The sequence below is a fragment of the Mycetocola manganoxydans genome, from assembly GCF_003667545.1.
Classification (GTDB): Bacteria; Actinomycetota; Actinomycetes; order Actinomycetales; family Microbacteriaceae; genus Mycetocola_A; species Mycetocola_A manganoxydans.
On sequence record NZ_RCUV01000001.1, the window covers coordinates 1 to 21,594 of the forward strand.

Annotated in this window: 23 protein-coding genes; 8 read left to right on the forward strand and 15 right to left on the reverse strand. The window is 64.5% G+C overall.

All coding sequences use genetic code 11. The features are described from left to right. Positions 1-330 precede the first annotated feature (330 nt). Together D9V29_RS00005 and D9V29_RS15060 are read right to left on the reverse strand one after the other, a co-directional pair. Positions 331-1,023 carry an AraC family transcriptional regulator gene (locus D9V29_RS00005; RefSeq protein ID WP_259462869.1) on the reverse strand — a complete coding sequence of 231 codons (693 nt, stop codon included), beginning with the start codon at positions 1,021-1,023 and terminating at the stop codon, positions 331-333. After that, complete coding sequence (locus D9V29_RS15060) at positions 933-1,340, reverse strand: AraC-like ligand-binding domain-containing protein (protein WP_310793910.1); 408 nt, start codon at positions 1,338-1,340, stop codon at positions 933-935. The genes D9V29_RS00005 and D9V29_RS15060 overlap by 91 nt, the downstream gene beginning before the upstream one ends. Positions 1,341-1,850: 510 nt before the next feature. Here D9V29_RS15060 and D9V29_RS00010 point away from each other — a divergent pair. After that, entirely contained in the window at positions 1,851-3,524 is a 1,674-nt protein-coding gene (locus D9V29_RS00010; protein WP_147436194.1) for a sensor histidine kinase, read from the forward strand. A 567-nt stretch (positions 3,525-4,091) separates the two neighbouring features. Here D9V29_RS00010 and D9V29_RS00015 read toward each other — a convergent pair. From D9V29_RS00015 to D9V29_RS00025, 3 genes are all read right to left on the reverse strand, one after another. Then, a complete protein-coding gene (locus D9V29_RS00015; RefSeq protein WP_121671277.1) occupies positions 4,092-4,397 on the reverse strand; it encodes a winged helix-turn-helix domain-containing protein in 306 nt (101 codons plus the stop codon). Continuing rightward, positions 4,394-4,969 (reverse strand): hypothetical protein, encoded by a 576-nt coding sequence (locus D9V29_RS00020; protein ID WP_121671278.1) that lies wholly within the window; start codon positions 4,967-4,969, stop codon positions 4,394-4,396. The genes D9V29_RS00015 and D9V29_RS00020 overlap by 4 nt, the downstream gene beginning before the upstream one ends. 321 nt (positions 4,970-5,290) lie before the next feature. After that, a complete protein-coding gene (locus D9V29_RS00025; RefSeq protein WP_121671279.1) occupies positions 5,291-5,677 on the reverse strand; it encodes a tautomerase family protein in 387 nt (128 codons plus the stop codon). A gap of 17 nt (positions 5,678-5,694) precedes the next feature. Here D9V29_RS00025 and D9V29_RS00030 point away from each other — a divergent pair, with 17 nt between their 5' ends. Further along, positions 5,695-6,483, forward strand: a complete 789-nt coding sequence (locus D9V29_RS00030; protein ID WP_121671280.1) for an alpha/beta fold hydrolase — start codon at positions 5,695-5,697, stop codon at positions 6,481-6,483. Here D9V29_RS00030 and ispG read toward each other — a convergent pair. The 3 genes from ispG to D9V29_RS00045 all read right to left on the reverse strand — a co-directional run bounded on the left by ispG (position 6,476) and on the right by D9V29_RS00045 (position 9,145). Then, positions 6,476-7,630 (reverse strand): flavodoxin-dependent (E)-4-hydroxy-3-methylbut-2-enyl-diphosphate synthase, encoded by a 1,155-nt coding sequence (ispG, locus tag D9V29_RS00035; RefSeq protein ID WP_183084854.1) that lies wholly within the window; start codon positions 7,628-7,630, stop codon positions 6,476-6,478. The genes D9V29_RS00030 and ispG overlap by 8 nt on opposite strands. Positions 7,631-7,719: 89 nt before the next feature. Then, positions 7,720-8,361, reverse strand: coding sequence for a CoA transferase subunit B (locus D9V29_RS00040; protein WP_183084855.1), 642 nt, complete (start codon positions 8,359-8,361; stop codon positions 7,720-7,722). A gap of 4 nt (positions 8,362-8,365) precedes the next feature. Continuing rightward, positions 8,366-9,145, reverse strand: coding sequence for a CoA transferase subunit A (locus D9V29_RS00045; RefSeq protein ID WP_121671510.1), 780 nt, complete (start codon positions 9,143-9,145; stop codon positions 8,366-8,368). A gap of 209 nt (positions 9,146-9,354) precedes the next feature. Here D9V29_RS00045 and D9V29_RS00050 point away from each other — a divergent pair, with 209 nt between their 5' ends. After that, positions 9,355-10,539 carry an acetyl-CoA C-acetyltransferase gene (locus D9V29_RS00050; RefSeq protein WP_121671282.1) on the forward strand — a complete coding sequence of 395 codons (1,185 nt, stop codon included), beginning with the start codon at positions 9,355-9,357 and terminating at the stop codon, positions 10,537-10,539. A 72-nt stretch (positions 10,540-10,611) separates the two neighbouring features. On the opposite strand, the gene D9V29_RS00055 is transcribed toward D9V29_RS00050, so the two are convergent. After that, positions 10,612-11,397, reverse strand: coding sequence for an acetoin reductase (locus D9V29_RS00055; RefSeq protein WP_121671283.1), 786 nt, complete (start codon positions 11,395-11,397; stop codon positions 10,612-10,614). Between the two features lie 145 nt (positions 11,398-11,542). Next, the gene (locus tag D9V29_RS00060) at positions 11,543-13,606 is read right to left on the reverse strand and encodes a prolyl oligopeptidase family serine peptidase (RefSeq protein WP_229790411.1); all 2,064 of its coding nucleotides are present in this window, start codon (positions 13,604-13,606) and stop codon (positions 11,543-11,545) included. A gap of 105 nt (positions 13,607-13,711) precedes the next feature. On the opposite strand from D9V29_RS00060, the gene D9V29_RS00065 reads away from it, so the two are divergent. From D9V29_RS00065 to D9V29_RS00075, 3 genes are all read left to right on the forward strand, one after another. Continuing rightward, positions 13,712-15,091 (forward strand): pyridoxal phosphate-dependent decarboxylase family protein, encoded by a 1,380-nt coding sequence (locus tag D9V29_RS00065; RefSeq protein WP_121671285.1) that lies wholly within the window; start codon positions 13,712-13,714, stop codon positions 15,089-15,091. 190 nt (positions 15,092-15,281) lie between these two features. After that, the gene (locus D9V29_RS00070; protein WP_121671286.1) at positions 15,282-15,704 is read left to right on the forward strand and encodes a VOC family protein; all 423 of its coding nucleotides are present in this window, start codon (positions 15,282-15,284) and stop codon (positions 15,702-15,704) included. A gap of 38 nt (positions 15,705-15,742) precedes the next feature. Then, positions 15,743-16,015, forward strand: a complete 273-nt coding sequence (locus tag D9V29_RS00075) for a DUF2277 domain-containing protein (protein WP_121671287.1) — start codon at positions 15,743-15,745, stop codon at positions 16,013-16,015. 26 nt (positions 16,016-16,041) lie between these two features. On the opposite strand, the gene D9V29_RS00080 is transcribed toward D9V29_RS00075, so the two are convergent. The 4 genes from D9V29_RS00080 to D9V29_RS00095 form a co-directional block, all read right to left on the reverse strand. Beyond that, entirely contained in the window at positions 16,042-16,359 is a 318-nt protein-coding gene (locus D9V29_RS00080; protein ID WP_229790410.1) for an SHOCT domain-containing protein, read from the reverse strand. Between the two features lie 120 nt (positions 16,360-16,479). Continuing rightward, entirely contained in the window at positions 16,480-17,145 is a 666-nt protein-coding gene (locus D9V29_RS00085) for a response regulator (protein ID WP_121671289.1), read from the reverse strand. Continuing rightward, entirely contained in the window at positions 17,142-17,462 is a 321-nt protein-coding gene (locus D9V29_RS00090; RefSeq protein ID WP_121671290.1) for an ATP-binding protein, read from the reverse strand. The genes D9V29_RS00085 and D9V29_RS00090 overlap by 4 nt, the downstream gene beginning before the upstream one ends. A gap of 480 nt (positions 17,463-17,942) precedes the next feature. Beyond that, positions 17,943-18,884: a GlxA family transcriptional regulator gene (locus tag D9V29_RS00095; RefSeq protein WP_121671291.1), complete on the reverse strand. Its 942-nt coding sequence runs from the start codon at positions 18,882-18,884 to the stop codon at positions 17,943-17,945. A gap of 107 nt (positions 18,885-18,991) precedes the next feature. On the opposite strand from D9V29_RS00095, the gene D9V29_RS00100 reads away from it, so the two are divergent. Both D9V29_RS00100 and D9V29_RS00105 read left to right on the forward strand, forming a co-directional pair. Next, positions 18,992-19,303, forward strand: coding sequence for a putative quinol monooxygenase (locus tag D9V29_RS00100; protein WP_033107114.1), 312 nt, complete (start codon positions 18,992-18,994; stop codon positions 19,301-19,303). Positions 19,304-19,410: 107 nt separating this feature from the next. Then, positions 19,411-20,736: an ISL3-like element ISPfr2 family transposase gene (locus D9V29_RS00105; protein WP_121671292.1), complete on the forward strand. Its 1,326-nt coding sequence runs from the start codon at positions 19,411-19,413 to the stop codon at positions 20,734-20,736. Here the strand turns inward: D9V29_RS00105 and D9V29_RS00110 are convergent. Beyond that, positions 20,716-21,528: a histidine kinase dimerization/phosphoacceptor domain-containing protein gene (locus D9V29_RS00110; RefSeq protein WP_121671511.1), complete on the reverse strand. Its 813-nt coding sequence runs from the start codon at positions 21,526-21,528 to the stop codon at positions 20,716-20,718. The two genes, D9V29_RS00105 and D9V29_RS00110, sit on opposite strands and share 21 nt — an antisense overlap. Positions 21,529-21,594 lie beyond the last annotated feature (66 nt).

Below are 21,594 nucleotides of genomic sequence, written 5' to 3' on the forward strand. Positions count from 1 at the left end.
ACATCTTCAGCGGGGACAAATAGGAGAACAACGATTTTCCGCGCCTGCGAAATTGCTTGTGTTCAGCACGCCCAACCGCTGTCAAGAACCACAGCGTTGGAAACGCGACGTACTTCGTGGACGTCTACTGGAAACAACAGCTGACGCTGCAGCGCGGCATAAGGGACCCTCTATGGCGCACCGCGGGGAAGGTTGCGACGGCGCCCGTCAGCCAAACACTTGAATAGCGATCCAGCCGTTCGTGATCGTCGGTATTCGGCCCTGAATACTAATCAGCACACTTATGGAATCCGGGCCTCGCAACGCCCATGGGCGGGCTCTTATTCCTAATCAGCGTCTCAGGCTATCCGATGGGCGTTCGGCGAACGTTTGCCGATAGGCGACCGCGAAGCGACCGAAATGGACGAATCCCCAACGCGCTGCTACTTCCGTCACTGTCACGGCCCCGGGCTCGGCGGCTATAAGTACTTTGTGCACCTGCTCGAGCCGGAAATCGCGTAGGTATCTCATCGGTGATGTGCCAAGTGAACGGCGGAAGTTCTCCTGCAGGCTGCGTACGCTGGTCGAAGAAGCGGCGGCGAGCTCAGCCGCAGTCCACGGGTGGGCCGGACGTGCACGCATCAGCTCCACTGCCTCCGACACTGAACGTGTCCCGGCGAGCGGCGGTGTAACCCGAAGGCTTTCGGAATAGTTGTGAGGTTGCGCGAACAGCAGACTGTGCATCAATACTTGCTCAAGACGGTGTGCGGCGAGCGGGTGCTGAAGCATGCCGTCTTCTTGGTTCGACGCAGCATCGATCATTCGCAGTGTCTGCAACACTGCGCCTCCAGGCGCAGACGCCAGGTCCAGGACCATTGAAAACTCCAGCGGCGTCCTGAGGCTGTGTCCCAGGAGGCTTTCCAGCTCGAGGTGCAGTTCAGTCTTCGGGAGCATCAGTGCGATCTGGGCGAATTCGTCGTCGCAGACGAGATCGACGGGAAGCCCGGGGGCGAAAATCGCTGCCCTCCTCGGGGTTCCGTACACGGGTCACGGAAGCCGGCCTGCATCCTCGCCCTGCCGGCGACGGGGATGTCGACATGGTAGTTCGCAGCTTCAACAGTCTGAATCCGCATGGCGTCCCCGAACTGCAGGTATCCGGCAGTCACACGTCCAATCTTGATGACGTTCAGGGACATGTCGAGGGAGGTCGACGCTGACGCCGATGGGAATTCCATCGGCAGGTACGCCTCGCTCAGCGCCTGCCGCGCCACATCAAGGTCTCGAGAGGAGACGACGGGATGACGGCCGAACAGCTCAGGAGACGTTGACGGCATACTGTGATTCTGGCTTAGAGAAGGCATCGTAGGCACGCCTGCCACTCCGGTGCGCGTTATTGGGATCCCGTGCACCGCGCTTTTCGGATTTCGTATTCACCTGCAGGCGCTTAGCTTGGAAGGACCACGCTCCGGACCGATAAGGCTCCGTCGCGCGGCCGCACGGCGCTCGTCCTTCACGGGTAAGATGGGCACGGTACTTTTCCGAACGCCAGAATCAACGCTATGCAAAGCCTCCTCGGCTCGCACTAATCACCATGACTTGGGCGTGTCGACGCGTCCAACAGGAGCTGGCTATGGCGGCCGCTCCCCACTGGGTGGGGTTGTATCCCCTGCATCCCCACCCTCCCTCACTTGCCGCGCCTGGCGACGATTCCAAGGACACCACGAACATCGAGACCAACACGTCCCAACCAGCAACACCCGAGTTCCTAAGTAGACGTAGCAGTCGGGCGGCGGCGATGGCCTCCGGCCCGCGGCAGCGAGCGAGGCTACTCGCGATTCCGATTATTTTTATCCAGATCGGCCTGGTGATTCGTGAACCAGTTCAATAAGGGGACCACGATGCGCACTGAACGTTTCTTGCCCGACTGGGACGGGGATGTGCCGACGTTCAGTCGACGACGAGTGGTGCTCTACCAGCTTCCGCTGTCTGTCACGCTGCTGGTTCTACTCGTCATTTATGCCGCGGTCAGTCCGGCAGAGCTCGGAGATCCTCGGCTCCACGCGAGCATCATCCCTCACGTCATCATCGTTGGCGTGTGCGCCGCGGTTCCCTGGGGTCGGCTTCCCGAACAGCTGACACTGCTCATACCCCTTCTCGATATGTTCGCAATCGGGCTGAGCCGCGAAGTGGATCCACACGTTCTGAGTGCCATGGGCCTCCTGCTGGTTTACCCGGTCGTGTGGCTCTCGACGGCCGGTCCAGTGGTCGGGCCGATCCTCACCGTGATTGGTTCAGGACTTGCGTTGATGCCGTCATTCGTACTGAGCGACGATGGCGACCACGGGACTGTTGTTCGTCCCTTCCTTTTGACGTTCGTACTCGTCGCGATCTCGATTTCGACCGCCATCGTCTTCAGAGCTCTCATGATGAAACGCCAACAGCTCGACGTTAAGGACGCCGAGCTCCAGACACTGCTCCGTGACGCCGAACAACGCGAACGCCTCGTCAACACCATTGTTAACACGGTGAGCGTTGGAGTGCTGGCACTCGATGAACACGGCGATTCAATCCTCATCAGTCATGAGCAGCAGGAACACATGAACTGCGCTATCGAACCGCACCAGACGTTGGCTGCGTCAATGCCGATTTTCTCCGGAGACATGATCACTCCGATCCCGGAAGCGGCGCATCCGATCTCTCGCGCCGCGAAAGGTGAAACTTTCGCGGATCAACTGGTCTGGTCAAAGAGAGGAGACGACCGAGTCGCCCTTGCCGCAACCGCCCGGGTTATGACCGATGACGCTGGCAATTTCGCAGGCTCCGTACTGGCCTTTTCCGACATCACATCCCTAGTCACCGCGCTCACCGCCAAGGATGACTTCGTCGGGAATATCTCTCACGAACTCCGAACCCCGCTGACGTCGCTGCTCGGCTACCTCGAACTCGTCAAGGACGGGTCCTTCTCTTTGCCCGCCGACGTCACCAAGTACCTTGCCGTAGCCGAACGAAATGCACAGCGGCTACTGCGACTCGTCACAGATGTGCTGGCTGTAGCGGCCGACGAGTTCACCGTCAGCCCGCAGCCAACCGATCTGGCAGAATTGCTCGAGAAGAGGGTCGCGAACGCTCGACCTGCAGCCGCCAGTAACAAGGTCCAGCTGATCCTTGATCAACCTCCGTCGCTGACAGCGTACGTCGATACGGACCAAATCTCGCGCGTGGTAGATAACCTGATCTCCAACGCAATCAAGTTCTCTCCTGCGGGTGGCACCGCGAAAGTGTCCGTGAGGCACACCGCACACAACGCCATAGTCGAGGTCTCAGACACGGGCATCGGGATGAGCGCAGATGAGCAATCACAAGCCTTCACGAAGTTCTTCAGAAGCCCAACACACAGCAAATTAGCCATCCCCGGCGTCGGACTGGGCCTGCTCACGTCTAAATCAATAGTTGAAAGTCATGGCGGAACTCTCACACTCACAAGCGCACTCGGCACGGGCACCACCGTGACGGTGAGCCTTCCCTTGAGCCAGAGGGACTCCTAAATACCTCAGGGTGTGAACGTTCAAGGGAGCAACAGCCTTGTCGAAACGAGCGAAGGACGCCGATGTGGGTGGCGAACAGACCTGGGCACGAACACGCGCCGTCATGCGCTTCCCGCGAGCGTGTATGCCTGTCCTTGCATTGTCGTTGTGCGCCCCGGATGACGGTCCAATCCCAGAGCACACTGTGCCCGCAGGCTATTGGTATTCCTTACCCACCTGTGAACGACCGGACGGCGAGACTTCTGCGGGCCACGAAATGCGCCTCACAAAGAAGGCCGTAGCAGGGAGCCGTTCCCGGCTGCCCGGACACGATTCTGCCTTGGGTTGCCCGCAGATGACTAGCAAAACGCTGAAGAAGTTGAGGTCGACGATGGCGCTGCTCTACGTGCCGATCCGGCGGGTGGCCGGCGTTGCAAAAACCCACGCCCGCCTCGGCCTCAGCCGCTGAACTCGGTCCAGCTCCCTAAGCAGAGATGCAATCGAGGAACGACTGACGCAGCAATAGTCGTACAGCGGCTGCACGAGCGCAGCGCTTCGATCAGACGCGCGACAGCACCGCCTCTTCGATCAATTTTGTGACGGTTGCACGCGGCCGACGATATCGCGCAACATATCGACCTCGATCCGAAGGGCACTGGTTCCCTGCGGGGTAAGGCTCACCCAAGTGCGGGCTCGTCGGCCGTCGTATCCCCGTCGAGTAGCGACGTATCCCGCGGCGGCGAGGACTTCGATGTGCCGACCGAGGTTGCCATCGGTGAGGTCCAGGGTGCTTTTCAGAAACGCGAAGTCTGCCTCGCCGGCCTCGTATAGAACGGTCATGATGCCGAGACGTGTGCGCTGGTGGATGGTTTCGTCTAGGTCGAACGGATTCATGACGACCGTCGCCGAAGGGTTGCTGATTCACGTCCGAACCGTTTGAGGCCACTGACAAGGAAGAACACGCCAAGAAGCAGGAGGACGACATCATCTGCAGCCATTGCCGTCTCCCAGACTGCACCCGTCAGTGCTTCCTCGATGCGATAGACCAGGGTTTGAATGAGCGAGTAGCTGAGTACCGGTGAAGCCACCGCAATGATTGCTCCAGCAGTCCACTGCCCACGATCAAGCGATCGCCAGCCCACGAAGAACAGCAGAACTCCCAGGAGAAACGCTGGGCCAAGAGCGAGTTGAATCAACCAAACGGTACTGACAAGGGCGATCACGATGACGATCAGCCCATAACGTTCCCGCCCCATACCGACCCCGGCCCGTACTGCCGTGACCTTCATGCTGATCCAGAGAGCGAGCGCAACGACAGGCGTAACGACCATGCCGACCTCAAAATCAAGGTCTACAAGCGGCGACAGCGCAACGAGGATCACGCCAATGGGAACAACGATGAGTGGGATGGAGGTTGCTCGCCGCGTAGCGCGCACCCGCGTCTGGAGGATTTCCTCGATCGTCATGGTCCACTCCTCTGCGCAGGCTGTTTGCTCTGCAATACAGAGCAAGTTACTCTGCGTTGCAGAGTAAAGCAAGAGCCCCGATCAGCGGAAGTCGATGTTGCTCGTGTCCACCTCCGTCGGTGGGGGGACCCTGAGCGGACACTCCCCCGCGATTCCGGTGCCCAGCGCATCGGGCGGAGCTCGCAGTGCCGTTTGACCCGCCCGCGTGAGATTCGCAGTGACGCACCCTATGCGGACGCCTCATGTGAGCCAGCGAAACCAACCGAAGCTTCGATCAAGCTGAGACGCACCGCACTGGCGACCCGCCGGGTCATATGAAAGTTACACATCGACCGAGTAGTTCAACTCCAGTTCATCCGCCGGCACTCCCCTGATTGCCCAGTTCGCACGGGGCGTCTCAGTGATCGTGATCTCAATGTCGTCAGGCGCGATGCCGAGAGCTGCCACATTCCTGATCAGCAGGCGAAGAAAGTCCTTTTTCGTCTCGCTGGAGCGCCCCTCGAACATACTGATCTCGATGATCGTGTAGTCGATCGAACGGTCGGCAGGCGCGATGAACTGCTCGGGATCCAGAGGGATGAAGCGGTGAAACCGTTTCTCAGCCGGGAGCCGAAGTATCGACACCGCGGCGGAGTGGATCGCGTCGGACACCGCAGGGATCCGCGGCATGATGGCGGCCCGATGACCGTAGACAACAAATTGAGCCATGCCTCAGTGTTGCAGTTATGGAATGCCGAATCTCTGAGGTTTCTGTTCACTACGTCGCGCATGGCGAGGGCGTGCCGCTCGTCGCGCTTCACGGCGCCGGTGTTGACCATCGGGAGATCGAGGCGGCCCTGGAGACGATTCTGCCCTCCGCGGGGTACAGGCGGATCTACCCTGATCTGCCCGGCATGGGGCTCTCGAGTGCGGACGGTCTCGAATCCAACGGTGACGTCGTCACACTCCTGTCCGATTTCATCGACTTTCTGCAGGCCGGCCCGGTGCTGCTCGTCGGGCATTCCTACGGCGCCTACCTGGCGCGCGGTCTCGCAGCAGCATTTCCCGACAAGGTGCTCGGCCTCGCACTCATCTGCCCCGCGGGCGAACACACAGGTGATGTGCCGACCCACGATGTCGTGCGTTCAGACAGGAACGCATACGACGAGCTCGACCCCGCCCTGCGACCAGGCTTCGACGAGTATTTCGTCGTGCGCTCCCGAGTGACGGCCCGCCGCTACCGGGACTCCGTCGTCCCCGGCACTGCCTTGGAGCGGGAGCAGGACCTAGAACGCATATTCACCCGGTGGCCGATCGACGTCGGCGCTGACCCTGTCTCCATCCCGAGCCTGATTGTGGCCGGCAGGCGCGATTCAACGGTCGGCTACTCCGACGCCGTCGCGCTTCTCGAGCAGTACCCGCACGCGACCTTCGCGATTCTCGAGGACGCCGGCCATGCGCTCATGCACGAGCAACCTGAGCTCCTGGCAGCACTTCTTGACGACTGGTTGGAACGATGCCGAAAGGTCAGCTGACGCTGACGACCGGAGAACCGAGAGACGTTTCGCTCGCCGGCATTTCGGCAGCAATACGGTTCGCCTCTTCGATGAGCGTCGCGACGATCTCGGACTCAGGAACGGTCTTGATGACCTCGCCCTTGACGAAGATCTGACCTTTACCGTTTCCGGATGCCACGCCGAGGTCCGCCTCGCGCGCCTCGCCCGGTCCGTTGACGACACAGCCCATGACAGCCACACGAAGCGGAACAGTCATGCCCTCGAGCCCGTCGGTCACGTCGTTCGCAAGCTTGTAGACGTCGACCTGGGCACGGCCACAGCTCGGGCAGGAGACGATCTCGAGCTTGCGCTCACGCAGGTTCAGCGACTGCAGGATCTGCAGGCCGACCTTGATCTCCTCCGCGGGAGGGGCGCTCAGCGACACCCGGATGGTGTCACCGATGCCCTCGGAGAGCAGGATGCCGAACGCCGTGGCGCTCTTGATGGTTCCCTGGAACGATGGCCCCGCCTCGGTCACTCCGAGGTGAAGCGGCCAGTCGCCCCGCTCGGCGAGCAGGCGGTAGGCCTTGACCATGACGATCGGGTCGTTGTGCTTGACCGAGATCTTGAAGTCGTGGAAGTCGTGCTCCTCGAACAGGCTCGCCTCCCAGACAGCACTTTCAACCAGTGCCTCCGGTGTCGCCTTGCCGTACTTCTGCAGCAGGCGCGGGTCGAGCGATCCGGCGTTGACACCGATCCTGATCGAGACGTCAGCGGCCTTCGCGCGACGCGCGATCTCGGCAATCTGATCGTCGAACTTGCGGATGTTGCCCGGGTTCACGCGCACAGCAGCACAGCCGGCGTCGATTGCCGCGTAGACATAGTTCGGCTGGAAGTGGATGTCGGCGATGACCGGGATCTGGCTCTTCTTGGCGATGATCGGAAGTGCTTCGGCGTCGTCGCGACTCGGAACGGCGACGCGGACGATGTCGCAGCCGGATGCCGTCAACTCGGCGATCTGCTGGAGCGTCGCGTTGATGTTCGGCGTCGGGGTGGTCGTCATCGACTGCACGCTGATCGGCGCATCTCCACCGACGAGAACCTTGCCCACCTTGATCTGGCGGGTCTTCCGACGCGGAGCGAGGACTTCAGGGACCTTGGGCATTCCCAAATTTACTGCTGGCACGATGCCATCCTATGCCGGGTGCCCTGAGCGCTTGCCTTACGCCGCTCTCAATCAGCGGCCATTGACAGCGGATGCCGCCGTGTGGCCGCTCAGTCCCGAAGCGCGACTTTCAGAGGCGGCTCGGTCGCAGCGACGACGTCATCGACGCTCACCCCTGGCGCCAATTCCACGAGTTCCAAGCCGTCGGGTGTCACGTCGATCACGGCGAGATCCGTGATGATCCGGGACACGACGCCGCGTCCGGTGAGCGGAAGCGAGCACGCGTTCACGATCTTCGCCGACCCGTCCCGCGCGACATGTTCCATCAACACGATCACCCGGCCTGCGCCGTGCACGAGATCCATGGCACCGCCTGGCCCCTTCACCATCTTGCCGGGAATCATCCAGTTGGCGAGGTCGCCGTTCACCGACACCTGCATCGCGCCGAGGATCGCGGCGTCGATCTTTCCACCGCGGATCATCGCGAAACTCAGCGCTGAATCGAAGAACGCAGTTCCGGGCAGCGTCGTCACTGTCTCCTTGCCCGCGTTGATCAAGTCGGGATCGACGGCATCCTCCGTCGGATACGGGCCGACCCCGAGGATGCCGTTCTCCGATTGAAGGGTCACGGTCACCCCCTCGGGAACGTAGTTGGGCACGAGCGTCGGCAGACCGATGCCCAGGTTCACGTACGACCCGTCGGCCAGTTCGCGTGCGGCTCGAGCGGCCATTTCGTTGCGGGTGAGAGCCATGGGTTCAGTTCCCTTCCGTCGATCGAACCGTGCGGCGTTCGATACGTTTCTCGATGGCGCTGCCGACGGGAACGACCCGGTGCACGAAGACCCCTGGCAGGTGGACCGCGTCGGGGTCGATCTCTCCCGGTTCGACGAGTTCCTCGACCTGGGCGATGCAGATCCGCCCCGCCATCGCCGCGAGCGGCGAAAAGTTCCGTGCGGACTTGTTGAAAACGAGGTTGCCGTGGCGGTCGCCCCTGACGGCATGCACGAGGGCGAAGTCGGTGGTGATCGCCTCCTCGAGAACGAACTGCTTCTCCTCACCACGCACACCGAACGCACGCACATCCTTCGGCGGTGACGCGATCGCCACTCCCCCGGAGCCGTCGTATCGGCGCGGCAGCCCGCCCTCGGCGACCTGCGTGCCGACACCCGTCTGCGTGTAGAACGCCGCGATCCCCGAGCCGCCAGCGCGAAGCTTCTCCGCGAGCGTGCCTTGCGGGGTGAGTTCCACTTCGAGTTCACCGGTGAGGAACTGGCGCTCGAACTCCTTGTTCTCCCCCACGTACGACGACGTCATTTTGCGGATGCGGCGATTGGCCAGCAGAACTCCGAGACCCCAGTCGTCGACGCCGCAGTTGTTGCTGACGATCGACAGGTCGTCGCTGCCCAGATCGAGCAATGCCGAAATCAGGCTCATCGGGTTGCCGCACAGGCCGAAGCCGCCGACGGCGATCGACGATCCGCTCGAAATGTCTGCGACAGCCTCGCTCGCGCTCACCACTGTCTTGTCCATTGCCATCGGGTGCACCTCCATCGCTGCGTTCCGCGGGCGATCGACGAGGGGCATCCGTGCCGTCTGGACGTCGATGTCCGCGACTACCAACCTAGCGTCTGCGCGGTGCAGTATCCCGGTTGCTTCGGGGAGAATCCGGTCCGTTCCGTGGCAAGCTGGAAGGAGCGGAATTGCGGCCCGACGGCGCCGCACCCAGACGAAGGAGTCGACGAAGAATGAGTTCAGACGATGTGGTCATCCTGGCCGGAGCACGCACCCCACAAGGGCGGTTGCTCGGCCAGCTCGCGAGTTTCAGTGCGGTCGAACTCGGCGCCATCGCGCTGAGATCGGCGATCGAGCGTGCCGGCGTCGACGTGTCAGACATCGACGCTGTGATCTTCGGCCAGGTGCTCCAGGCCGGGGCGGGCCAGAATCCCGCCAGACAGACCTCGCGTGCGGCCGGTATCGGCTGGGAGGTGCCCGCCGTCACCGTCAACAAGGTCTGCCTCTCCGGTATCCACGCTGTCGTCGACGCGGCCCGTCTCATCCGCGCCGGCGAGGCATCCGTCGTCGTAGCCGGTGGCCAGGAGTCGATGACCAACGCTCCCCACGTTCTTCCCGCCGCCCGAAAGGGCTATAAGTACGGCGAGGTCACGATGATCGACACCGCGGCATTCGACGGGCTGACGGATGCCTTCGACGGCGACTCGATGGGAATCTCGACGGAACGGCACAACGGCCCGCTCGGCATCGATCGCGGCGAACAGGATACGGTCGCGGCCGCATCCCACCAGCGCTCGGCTCAGGCGCAGGCTGCCGGAGTGTTCGACGACGAGATCACCCCGGTCACTGTCCCGACCCGCCGCGGCGAGCCCACGGTACTGACGAGTGATGAGGGAGTCCGGGGCGACTCAACGGTCGAATCGCTCTCGGCGCTGCGACCGGCGTTCGACAAGGAGGGCACGATCACAGCCGGCAACTCGTCGCCGCTCAGTGACGGCGCGTGCGCGCTGATTCTCGCCCGCCGCTCCTGGGCCGAAGAACGCGGACTGTCATGGCTCGCCGTCGTTGGCGCATCCGGCTCCGTCGCCGGCCCCGACAACTCCCTGCACTCGCAGCCGTCGCGCGCGATCGCGGATGCTCTCGCGAAAGCGGGCTGGACGGCATCCGACCTCGATCTGATCGAGATCAACGAGGCGTTCGCGGCGGTGAGCGTGCAGTCGATGCGCGACCTCGACGTCGACCATGAGAAGGTCAACATCCACGGCGGGGCGATCTCGCTCGGTCACCCGATCGGTGCATCAGGGGCGCGGGTGGTGCTCCATGCTGCTCTCGAGCTGTCGCGACGCGGGTCAGGCAAGGCAGCCGCAGCATTGTGCGGTGGCGGCGGGCAGGGCGACGCGCTCCTGTTGTCGCGCTGAGCTGAGCGCTGAGGCGTTAACGACGAAGCGGGGCCTGCCGGCACTTCGGCAGGCCCCGCTTGATCGCGTTGCCTAGTTGTACAGCATTCCGCCGTCGACGAGGAGGACCTGTCCTGTGACGTAGTCAGAGTCAGGGCCGGCGAAGAAGGAGACGACCTTCGCGACATCCTCAGGGGTTTCGATCCGGCCGAGGGCGATGCCCTCGACATTCTCCTTGAGGTTTTGGCCGATCGGCTTGCCGTTGATCTTGCTGAGCTCGGCGTCGATCTTCTCCCACATGCCCGTTCCGACGATGCCGGGCGCGTACGCGTTCACGGTGATGCCCTTCGGTGCCAGCTCCTGTGCGGCAGCCTGGGTGAACCCACGCACCGCGAACTTTGATGCGGAGTATGCGCTGAGGATCGGGAAGCCCTGAATTGCGGCGATCGACGCGGCTGAGATGATCTTGCCGCCGTGTCCGAGCTCGTCGAACTTCGCGGCCGCGGCCTGGATGCCCCAGACGACGCTGTTGACGTTGATCTGGAAGATCGAGTTGAGCTCGTCTTCGGTGATATCGAGGATGGGCTTGATCTGCGCGATACCTGCGTTGTTCACGATCACGTCGAATCCACCGAGCTTCTGGGCTGCGGCGTCGACAGCACCGACGATGTCGTCACGCTTCGAGACGTCTGCTGCGACGAAGATCGCCTTGCGACCGAGGGCTTCGATCTCAGAGACGACGCCCTGGCCCTTTTCTTCCTGGGCGGCGAGGTCGGCGATCGCGACGTCGAAACCGTCCTGTGCGAGCCGCAAAGCGATGCCGCGGCCGATTCCCTGTCCTGCTCCAGTGACGAGTGCGACTTTGTTTTCTACAGTCATGGGCTTCTCCTTCTGTTTCGGGCGGGATGCGCGCAACGCGGACCCGCCGGACGTTTCGGAAGACGCATAACGCGTCTCCCCACACCGGCTACAACAGAGATGGAGGGAGGACTATTCCATACGTACGTATAAAAGATCGCTCCTGTTAGGCGTCTGGGGATGCCATGCCAAGACGCTCGGCGAGGAACCGGTAAGCGAGAGCCGACATCCGTGCGGCCTGCGCGTTGTTGGCCGCCCCGCCGTGCCCTCCCTCGATGTTCTCGTAGTAGGTCACGTCGTTGCCGAACTCGAGCATGCGGGCAGCCATCTTGCGCGCGTGACCCGGGTGCACCCGGTCGTCGCGGGTCGACGTCGTGAACAGCACGGGCGGATACCGACGCTCCGGGTCGACCAGGTGGTACGGCGAGAAAGTCTGGAGGAACTCCCACTGCTCGGGGTCGTCCGGGTCGCCGTACTCGGCCATCCACGAGGCTCCGGCCAGCAGGTGCGAATACCGTTTCATGTCGAGCAGCGGGACCTGGCAGACGACGGCACCGAAAAGTTCCGGGTAGCGGGTGAGCATGTTGCCGGTGAGGAGACCGCCGTTCGAGCCGCCCTGGATGCCGAGGTGTTCGCGTGAGGTGATTCCGAGAGACACGAGGTCTCGCGCGACGGCGGCGAAGTCCTCGTACGCCCGATGGCGGTTCTCGCGGAGCGCCGCCTGGTGCCAGGTCGGACCGTACTCTCCCCCGCCGCGGATGTTCGCGACGGTGTACGCGCCGCCCTGTTCCAGCCATGCCCTGCCGAGCGTCCCGGAGTAGCCGGGAGTCAGGGAGATCTCGAATCCGCCGTACCCGTAGAGCAGGGTGGGTGTCGATCCGTCGAGTACTGTGTCCTCCCGCCGGACGAGGAAGTAGGGCACCCGCGTGCCGTCGTCCGACTCGGCGAAGTGCTGCTCTATGGTGAGGCCTGCCGCATCGAAGAACGCGGGCTGAGACTTGAGTGCCACCGGGAGCGCGCCGCCCTGTCCCACGGTCGCGATCGACAGCGTGGTCGGCGTGAGGTAGTCGGTGGCCACAACCCAGACCAGGTCGTTCTCGTCGGGGTCGACGGCTGACACCTGCACGGTACCGATCTCGGGAGCGCCCGCGAATTCGCTGCGGTGCCACGCGGCATCCGTCGGGGTGAGGACACGGATGCGACTCTTCACGTCATCGAGGACGGTCAGGACCAGGTGGTCTCGCGTCCACGTTGCGCCGGCCAGCGATGTCGTGGGAGTGGGCTCGAACACGACCTCGAACCGGCGGTCGCCGGCGAGGAACCCGTCGAAGTCGGCGGCGAGAAGCGAGCCGGCTCGATAGGTGGTGTCGGCAATGGTCCAGTCGTCGCGCAGCTCGATGAGGAGCCACTGCCTCGAGTACCCGATCTCTGCCGAGTCCGGTACATCGATCCGGGTCGGGGTACCGTCGACGAGCACGAAGACCTCGTTGGTGTAGAAGGTCGGTGCCCGCCAGAAGAAGTCGCGGATGTAGCCGGGTGTGTGGCTGCGGAACGCCCGAACCGATACGTCGGTTTCGACGCCCTCGAAGACCACCTCGGATGCGTCGATCGGGGTGCCGCGGCGCCAGCGGCGGGCGATGCGCGGGTATCCGGAGGTGGTGAGCGAGTTCTCGCCCAGTTCGGTGGAGAGGTAGACGGTGTCGTCGTCGATCCAGCCGACTCCTCCCTTCGCCTCCGGGCGGAAGAAACCGCCCTCCTCTGGAGATACGAACCGGAAGCTATCGAGGTCGAATTCGCGCGTGACGTCGGCGTCTGAACCGCCGTGCGAGAAGTCGATGAGTGCTTTCGTGTAGCCCGGCCGGAGAACGCTCGCTCCATGCCACACCCAGTCTTCGCCTTCCTCCCGGTTGAGAGCGTCGATGTCGAGCACGATCTCCCACGCCGGTTCGGGTGTGCGGTATTCCTCAAGTGTGGTCCTGCGCCAGATGCCCCGTTCGTGCTCGGCATCGGTCCAGAAGTTGTAGTAGAAGTCACCGATCTTGTGCACCAGCGGCAGCTTCGCCGAGGAGTCGAGAACCTCACGGATGCTGTGCTCGGTGTGCGCGAATTCGGCGGTTGCCCCGAGGCTGCCGAGGGTTTCGGCGTTGCGCTCACGCACCCAGCCCAGAGCGGCGTCCGAATCGATGTTCTCCAGCCAGAGGTATGGATCGTTCCGCTCGTCGACAGTCATGGCACCCAGCCTAGGAGTTTCTCCGGTGCCGCCACGTGGCATCCGCCCGATGGGCCTGTCGATGGGGTCTACCGCGCCCCGGGGTCGAGGATTACGCTGCGTCGTGTGACCGCTTCATCTGAGGATTATCGCGCCGCGCTCGACCGGGCGCACGCACACACGAGCGAGTGGCTCGAATCGCTCGACACGCGGCCGGTGGCGCCGCGGCAGACGGCCGATCAGGTCGCTGAACACTTCGGCATCGCCCTTCAGACCGAGGGGATAGACCCGGCCGAAGTCGTCGACGAGCTCGCCACGTTCGCCGAACCGGGTCTCATGGGCATCCCGTCCGGGCGTTTCTACGGCTGGGTGATGGGCGGGACCCTCCCCGCCGCGCTCGCCTCGGACTGGCTGGTCAGCGCGTGGGACCAGAACACGGGCATCCGTTTCGCGACCCCGGCGTCGGCGGCGATCGAGGAGGCGGCCGAGACCTGGTTGCTCGACCTGCTGGGACTGCCAGCGGAGTCCGGCGTCGGGTTCACCACCGGGGCGACGATGGCGAACTTCGTCGGTCTCGCGGCAGGCAGGAAGAAAGTGCTGGATGCCGTGGGCTGGAACGTCGACGAGGACGGGCTCTCCGGCGCACCCCGGATCACCGTTCTTGCCGGTGCCGAAAGCCACGCCTCGATCGACATGGCGTTGCGGTATCTGGGGCTTGGCCTTCGTTCACCGGTCGCCGCAGATGAGCAGGGCAGGATTCGGGTGGACGCGCTTCGGGAGGCACTGGACGCTTCCTCCGGACCGACGATCCTGTGCCTGCAGGCCGGGAACCTCCACTCCGGTTCGTTCGACCCGTTTCGGGAGGCGATCGAGCTGGCTCATGCCCACGGCGCGTGGGTCCATGTCGACGGTGCGTTCGGGCTCTGGGCTGCGGCCAGCCCTGCCTGGGCTTCCGCCGTCGACGGCCTCTCGCTGGCCGACTCGTGGGCAACGGACGCACATAAAACCCTCAATGTGCCATACGACTGCGGTGTCGCGATCGTCGCCGACCGGGCCCTGATGCGGAGCTCATTCGGGGTCCACACGGACTACCTGATTCACGATGCGCAGGGTGACCCCTTCGAGCGCGTGCCGGAGTTTTCGCGCCGTGCCCGCGGCATCCCGGTCTGGGCTGCTCTTAGATCTTTGGGCCGAAGCGGAACCATCGCCCTCGTCGAACGGCTCGCTGCCAACGCGCGCGCTCTCGCCGACGCTCTCGGCGCCCTGCCCGGCGTCGAGATTCTCAACGATGTCGTGTTCACCCAGGTCTGCCTGAGCTTCGGAACCGACGAGCGCACGAGAGCCGTGACGGAGGCGCTCATTCGCGACGGAGCGGTGTGGATGTCCGGCTCACGCTGGCGCGACCGCGCGATTCTGAGGATCTCGGTCAGCAACTGGTCGACGGATGCCGAGGACGTCGCGGAGTCGATTCAGGCGGTGCGCAGGGCGATGGCTGCCGCCGGTTGACTTTGGATTCACGCCGCTGGCATCGATACGCCACACTCTGCTGCTCCGGGCGTCCGGTAGCGACAGAGTGCGGTGATTCGGCGAGCGCGACGACGTTTCGTGGAGAATCGGCGCGCCGGCGGGGGCTTCTGCGAAACGGCGTCACGGAACATAATTCTCGGCAGGACGTCGACAGAAAAGGAACTCGACCATCGCCACTCAGCTGAACCCGTACCTCAACTTCGCCGGCACCGCACGGGAGGCGATGACGTTCTACTCCGAGGTCTTCGGCGGTGAACTCGACCTCAACACCTTCGCCGAGTTCGGCGTGAACGATGACCCTGCCGACGCCGAGAAGATCATGCACGGGCAAGTCACGAGCCCGTCCGGACTTGTGCTCATGGGGGCAGATGTCACCAGCGGGATGGAGCACGTCGAGGGGAACAACTTTGCGGTCTCGCTCAGCGGCGAGGACGAGACTGAGCTCCGCGGTTACTGGGACAAGCTGGCCGACGGTGCGACCATCGTCGAGCCGCTCGTGAAGGCTCCGTGGGGTGACACGTTCGGGATGCTGGTCGACCGGTTCGGCATCAACTGGATGGTCAACATTGCGGGCAGCACCGACGAGAGCTGACCCTTCCGTGTGCGGCACAACAGGCTTAATCTGTTGCCATGTGCCGGAACATTCACACCCTTCACAATTTCGAGCCCGCCGCGACTGACGACGAGGTCCACGCTGCAGCTCTTCAGTTCGTCCGCAAAGTGAGCGGGTCGACCAAACCGTCCAAGGCCAACAGCGAAGCATTCGACCGTGCGGTGATCGAGATCGCCCACGTGACCCGTCACCTGCTCGAGGACCTGGTGACGACGGCTCCTCCGAAGAACCGTGAGGTGGAGGCGGAGAAGGCGCGCGCCCGGTCGGCGGAGCGATACGCCCGCGTGTAGCCCAAGGCTCCACGCGGGCGTCACCCTCACCGCTGGTCGGGGTTGTTCGCGCGGATGACTTCGAGGCGTGCCCGGTATTCGGTCTCGTCGATGTCTCCCTGGGCGAACCGTTCCGCGAGCGTGGACTCAGCACTCGTGCCCGGGCCGTGTGCGGTCACCCACGGCGGTGCCGATCGGCGCCAGCGGCGGCTGAACAACCCGATGAGCAACGCGATCAGGAGGACCCAGAGGAACGGGACGAGGATGAACACCCAGCCGGGTCCTCCTCCACCTCCCCAACCGGGTCCCCAGCCTGGGTGCGCAGCCACCGACGCCAACGCGGGTGAGACGAGTGTGCTGATCATGGACATGTCCCTTCGTTCCTGAGATCCCAGCCGGGACCCTCGGATTCAGCATCGCCGGGTGGCGCGTCGGGCGAATCTGCCGCGGGAACGAACCCGGCATACTCCGCTGGGAGGATGAGTTCAGTCGGCAAAGCCCGGAGAGACGAGTCCGCTCTCGTAGGCGAGGACGACGAGTTGCACCCGATCCCGGGCACCGAGCTTGCCGAGGATGCGGGACACGTGTGTCTTCACGGTCAGCGGACTGAGAAGGAGCCGCGCGCCGATCTCCTCGTTCGAAAGGCCCGCAGCCACGAGAACCATCACCTCACGCTCGCGATCGGTGAGGACCTCGACGAGGTTCGGCATCGCGGTCCTGTGCAGCCGCCCGGAGATCCGTTCGAGCAGCCGCCGCGTCACACTCGGTGAGAGCAGCGCGTCGCCCGCCGCAGCGATGCGGACCGACCGGATGAGCTCGACCGGCTCCGTGTCCTTGACGAGGAATCCGCTCGCCCCCGCGGCGATTGCCTGGGCGACGTATTCGTCGAGCTCGAACGTTGTCACGACCACGATCCGCGTCGTCGACAGGTCCGGGTCCGCCGTGATCTGCTCCGTCGCCCACAGCCCGTCACCGTCCGGCATCCGAATGTCCATGAGCACGACGTCCGGGCGCTGTTCACGGATGCGGGTGACGACATCCACTCCGGTCGCCGCCTCGCCAACCACGTCGATATCGGGCTCCGCTTCGAGCAGCGCACGGAAGCCGGCCCGGATGAGCTGCTGGTCATCGGCGATCACCACGCGGATCATGGCACCTCCGGAAGAAGAACGGTGACCTGGAAGCCGCCGTCCCGCCGGTTGCCCGCGGTCAACGTGCCCCCGAGAAGCTCAGCACGTTCGGTCATCCCGAGGATGCCGTTCCCCGCGTCCGAGCGTGCTGCAGCAGCGCCCGCGCCGTTGTCCGAAATGGCCAGGCGGATGCCCGCATCGTCCTGGGCCAGTTCCACGTGTGCGCGGGTCGCCTGTGCGTGCCGCAACACGTTCGTGAGGCTCTCCTGAACGATCCGGTAGAGGGCGAGCTGCATCGCGGCGGAGGGCTGCCGGGCGATCGACACCGAGTAGTCCACGTCGAGTCCCTGGGCGCGGAACGACTCGATGACACCGGGGATCCTCGCGAGGTCCGGCTGCGGTGCCAGTGCCGCAGCACTAACGCGGCTCTTCCCAGATGAAGGTGTAGGTCGGCCGGGCGCGTCGGTCCGCAGATAGACGTCGAGGTCTCCCGACGATGGAGGTTCCTACGCCATCCATCCGAAAGACCTCGACGTGCCCGACGCTACCCCGCCGGCCGGCTTCGGCCGCCCTGACCTAACCGCCTTCGCGGCTCATCCCAATCGGCTCTGATCGGGTCTGCTGACCCTCTCGACGAGAACGCAGCGACATCACAGCCACCCAACCCCGACCGTCCGGGAAGCCGGGGCACGTCACATGGGCTGTGCTGCGGGCGTGTCGAGTGGGTAGTCCAGGGGCGACGCAGGAGCGTCGACGCGACGTGCTGAGAGGTGGTTCCAACCGAGCGCTAGGACACAAGCTACAGGCATGGCGATAGGTCAGGAACGGCGTCGCTCCCTGCGCAGGAGGGAGCGCAGAGTCTCGGCGTTTGCGTAGCCGACCCGTAGCGCGATCTCGGCGGAGGTGAGGTCCGTGGTTGCTGAGAGGTGTCGAGCTCGTTCGGTGCGAAGCCGTTGGACGAAGCCGAGCGGAGTGAGGTTGAGCGCCGCACGGACTCGTCGTTCGAGGGTGCGCCGGCTGGTGCCGAGCGACTGCGCGACGAAGGCGACGTTGAACGGTTCGTCCAGGCGGGCGCGCACGAAGCGTTCGAACTCGACGACGATCGGGTCCTCGTGCCGGAGATGTTCGTAGGCGACGAAAGCCGCCTGCGACGGGCGCTCGTCGATGATGAGGAGCTTGGCGACATGTTGGGCCAGGTCGGGGCTGATCGATCGCACGAGTGAGAGCGCGAGGTCGATGTGGGCGAAGGCGGCGCCGGCGGTGACGAGGTTCCCGTCGACCACGACCATGGTGTCGAGATCGAGGGCGACGGTCGGATAGCGCTTCCGGAACTCCGGCCCCAGGAACCAGCTGGTCGTCGCCCGCCGATGATGCATCCGTCCTGTCTCGGCGACGGCGAACACGCCGGTGCACGCCGCGGCGATCCGGGTGGTCGCGTCGTCGAGGCGCCCGAGTGAGGCGATGACCGAACGAGCATCTCGACTCTGGAGGGCGTCGTTGGTAGCGGCGGCCGTGAGGGTTCCAAGCGCAGGGACGACGACCACGTCGAACTCTCCGGACTCCGGCAGCGGGTGGTCCACCGACAGGGTCATCGATGCCGTCGTGGTCACTCGCCGTTTCGGTCCGAGGATGGCGAGTTCGATCGGGTCGATCCGCGGGTCGACATCGCCGCGGGCTCCGTCGGCCACCCGCACGATGTCGATGATCGACGCGATAGCCGAACCGAAGCAGCCGTCGATCGCGATCAGTCCGATACGCATGACGTAAACAATAGCAATACTGCCGTATACGCCACTACCCACCGGCCCTCGCTCGTCATACGCTGAACTCGTCCCACGAAGAACCCCGACGTCAAGGAGAGTCCCTCATGTCCACACCCGCATCACTTCCGTATGCCTTCGTCGCCAAGATCGTCGCGGCCGATGGACAGCACGACGCGGTCGCCGATCTGCTCGCCGGCGCTGTCGCACTCGCCAACGAAGAAGTAGGAACGATTGTCTGGTTCGCGGTCAGGACCCACGCCGACACCTTCTGGATCTTCGATGCATTCCCCGACGAAGCCGCTCGCGACGCCCACGCCAACGGCGCAATCGTCGCAGCCCTGATGGCCAACCAGCACCTCCTCGGCGCAGCACCCGAGATCCTGGCGGCCGACGTCCTCGCGTCCAAGCTCCCGTAGTCCGCCAACGCACGAGACGATCGCGCCCCGCCGAGTCGGTCCGCAGATAGACGTCGAGGTCTCCCGACGATGGAGGTTCCTACGCCATCCATCGGAAAGACCTCGACGTGCCCGACGCTACCCCGCCGCCCGGCTTCGGCCGCCCTGGCCTGACCGCCTTCGCTCGACTCGACGGCCTCGGTCTGAGCGTGATCGGGCAACGACTTGAACCGGATCGTGCGGTCCTCGCGTGCCGCGTGGTGGAACCAGATCAGTGGTGCCGACGGTGCGGCAGCGAAGGCGCCGCTCGTGACACCGTGATCCGGCGGTTGGCCCACGAGCCGCTGGGCTGGCGACCGACCGTGCTGAAAGTTGTAGTGCGCCGCTACCGCTGTGCAGACTGCGGACACGTGTGGCGCCAAGACACCAGCGCCGCGGCGGAGCCACGCGCGAAGCTCTCGCGCACCGGGCTGCGGTGGGCGCTGGAAGGGATCGTGGTCGCACACCTCACCGTCGCCCGTGTCGCCGAGGGACTCGGGGTCGCGTGGGACACCGCCAACAACGCGGTCCTGGCCGAAGGCAAGCGGCTGCTGATCAACGACCCCACGCGGGTCGAGGGCGTGAAGGTGATTGGCGTCGATGAGCACGTCTGGCGCCACACCAGGCGTGGCGACAAGTACGTCACCGTGATCATCGACCTCACCCCGGTCCGCGATGGCGCCGGCCCAGCAAGGCTGCTGGACATGGTCGAGGGCCGGTCGAAGGCGGCGTTCAAGACCTGGCTCGCCGACCGCGACGACGCCTTCCGTGACGCGGTCGAGGTGGTCGCGATGGACGGCTTCACCGGGTTCAAGACCGCCGCTGCGGAGGAGATCCCGGACGCGGTCACGGTGATGGATCCCTTCCACGTCGTGCGCCTGGCCGGTGACGCCCTCGACAGGTGCCGGCGCCGGGTCCAACTCGCGATCCACGGGCACCGTGGGTTCAGGGACGATCCGCTCTACAAATCGCGGCGCACGCTGCACACCGGCTCGGACCTGCTCACCGACAAGCAGAGCGACAGGCTACGCGCGCTGTTCGTTGATGACGCTCACGTCGAGGTCGAGGCGACCTGGGGTGTCTACCAGCGGATGATCGCCGCCTATCGCCACGAGGACCGGCAACGTGGCCGCGAGCTCATGGAGAAGCTGATCACCGACCTCAGCGCCGGCGTCCCCAAGGTGCTCACCGAGCTCACCACCCTGGGCCGGACCCTGAAGAAGCGAGCCGCCGACGTGCTCGCCTACTTCGAACGACCCGGCACCAGCAACGGGCCGACCGAGGCACTCAACGGACGGCTCGAACACCTGCGCGGCTCCGCACTCGGGTTCCGCAACCTGACCAACTACATCGCCCGAAGCCTGCTCGAGACCGGCGGCTTCGGACCCCAACTCCTACACCCCCGATTGGGATGAGCCACTAACGCTGTCTGCGCGCAGGAACGCGAGCACACCGCGTACCTCGTCGAGGGCGGTCTTGCTCGACGACTTGATGTTGCTGAGCGCCTCGCGTGCCCGCTCCGGTTGCGCATCCATCAGGTGGAGCCCGACCCCCGCCTGGACGTGAATCTGTGACAGCGAATGGGCGAGCACATCGTGCAGTTCGCGCGCGATTCGCATCCGTTCCGCCTGCTCGACACTCTGGCGGTGCTCGAACGCTTTCCGCCGGGCCGCGGCGAACCGTTCACGACGCTCCCGAAATCGTTCAGCGAACGCGAGCAACAGTGCGATTCCCGCTGTCGTGACGGCGATGCGCACCGGGTGCCAGCCGACGCCCAGCAGGGAACCAAGCGTGAGCGCGGCCACCCACCCGACCGCGACCGACGCGTACACCCACATTCGCGCCCCGCGCAGGATGCCGGAGACGACCGCGAACGCGAATGCGAGGTAGGGCGGACCTCCTTGTGGCGGCAGCAGCAGATCGGCGACCGCTGCTGCGGTGACGACGGATGCAACGGGGCCGGGAAACCGTCGCGCCGCCAGGAGTGCGAGCGGCCCGAGGGCGGCCAGCGCCAGAGCGATGGGGGCAACGGGAAAGCCAGGCGAGAATCGCCACAGCAGGAAGATCGTGGCAGGCACGGAAACGAAGAACGACACCACGACGGGGAGCCACAGCCTCGCCGTCGGCGGCAACCCCCGGAACGGCGGACGGGAACCCCACCTCGCGAACGGGTCTCCCTGTTCGGAGTCGACCGCGGCGGGGAGCATGCGCCCAGCGTAGCGACGGGAGGAGTCGGCGGCATCCTCCACGGGGTACCTCCTCCTACTCCCAGC